Origin of the sequence: Vibrio sp. YT-16, assembly GCF_033337405.1 — a bacterium.
GTDB lineage: Bacteria > Pseudomonadota > Gammaproteobacteria > Enterobacterales > Vibrionaceae > Vibrio > Vibrio alginolyticus.
On record NZ_JAWOQQ010000135.1, the window covers coordinates 1 to 1,106 of the forward strand.

Genomic DNA, 1,106 nt, shown 5'->3' on the forward strand with positions numbered 1-1,106 from the left:
TGTGATGGATTGGCGGCATGCGGCTATACCTATTGTACGGGCGACATTATGGCTACCAATCCTGAATGGCGAAAAACCAAATCGCAATGGGAAGAGTGCTTTGGCGATTGGATCGATCATCCGACGCCAGAGAGGTTGCTAAACAGTAATATTTTCTTCGATTTGCTAGGGATTCATGGCCGGGTGAAATGGGCAGAGCAACTGAGTAGCTTTATCGTCAGACGAGCCAAAAAGAACAATCGATTTTTGGCTTGTATGGCTTACAACGCAATTCGAAGAACCCCGCCGTTAGGATTTTTTAAAGATTTCGTGATGGAGAAAGATGGGCGTCATCGAAATTCGATCAACCTTAAACGACGCGGTACCGCGCCGCTGGCAGATTTGATTCGAGTGCATGCCTTGGCGATTGGTTCGCGTTCGCAAAACTCGTTTGATCGATTAGACGACATTAATGACGCCGGGATCCTGCCAAAAGGGCGCGGAATGGACTTGCGAGATGCGATGGAGCTTATCTATATGGTTCGAATCCGTCACCAAGCCTTGGATATTGAAAATGGCGACGAGCCGGATAACAACATCGAGCCAGAAAACATGTCCGATTTCGAACGTCGTAATCTGAAAGCGGCATTCCAAATTCTAAGCAATGCGCAGAACTTCATTAAGTTCCGCTACCAAAGAAGCAGTAAATGATGTGGTTGGCAAAAAGTAAGGCGAGTACACCGCTGCTCGATACTTCGCAAACACCGGAGTGGCCAGTATTGTTTGAGCAGTTGGCAGAGCAAGCGCAAGATCAACGGTTGAAGCGATACTATTCGACTCCTATGGTGAATGGGAATACGCCATTAAAAGAGGTGCCGTTTGTCTCGGTAGATTTTGAAACGACGGGCTTAAATGCAGAAGAGGATGCCATTCTTACCATTGGTCTTGTGCCGTTTACGATTGACCGAGTGCAGTGCAGTGGTTCAGCGCATTGGATTGTAAATCCGAACCGAGAGCTTAATGAGGAGTCTGTCGTTATTCATGGCATTACGGATTCTGAAGTGAAAAACGCGCCCCAGTTAACACAAATACTAGGTGAGATTTTGGATGCGCTCGCTGGCAAGGTG

At 47.4% G+C, this 1,106-nt stretch carries 2 protein-coding genes; both read left to right on the forward strand.

The window, feature by feature from the left end; translation table 11 throughout:
- A partial coding sequence (locus R7F07_RS25305; protein ID WP_318110681.1) for a putative nucleotidyltransferase substrate binding domain-containing protein occupies positions 1–690 on the forward strand: 690 nt, incomplete at its 5' end.
- Positions 687–1,106 (forward strand): exonuclease domain-containing protein (locus R7F07_RS25310; RefSeq protein ID WP_411976923.1); only part of this gene is annotated, 420 nt, incomplete at its 3' end. The genes R7F07_RS25305 and R7F07_RS25310, both read left to right, overlap by 4 nt.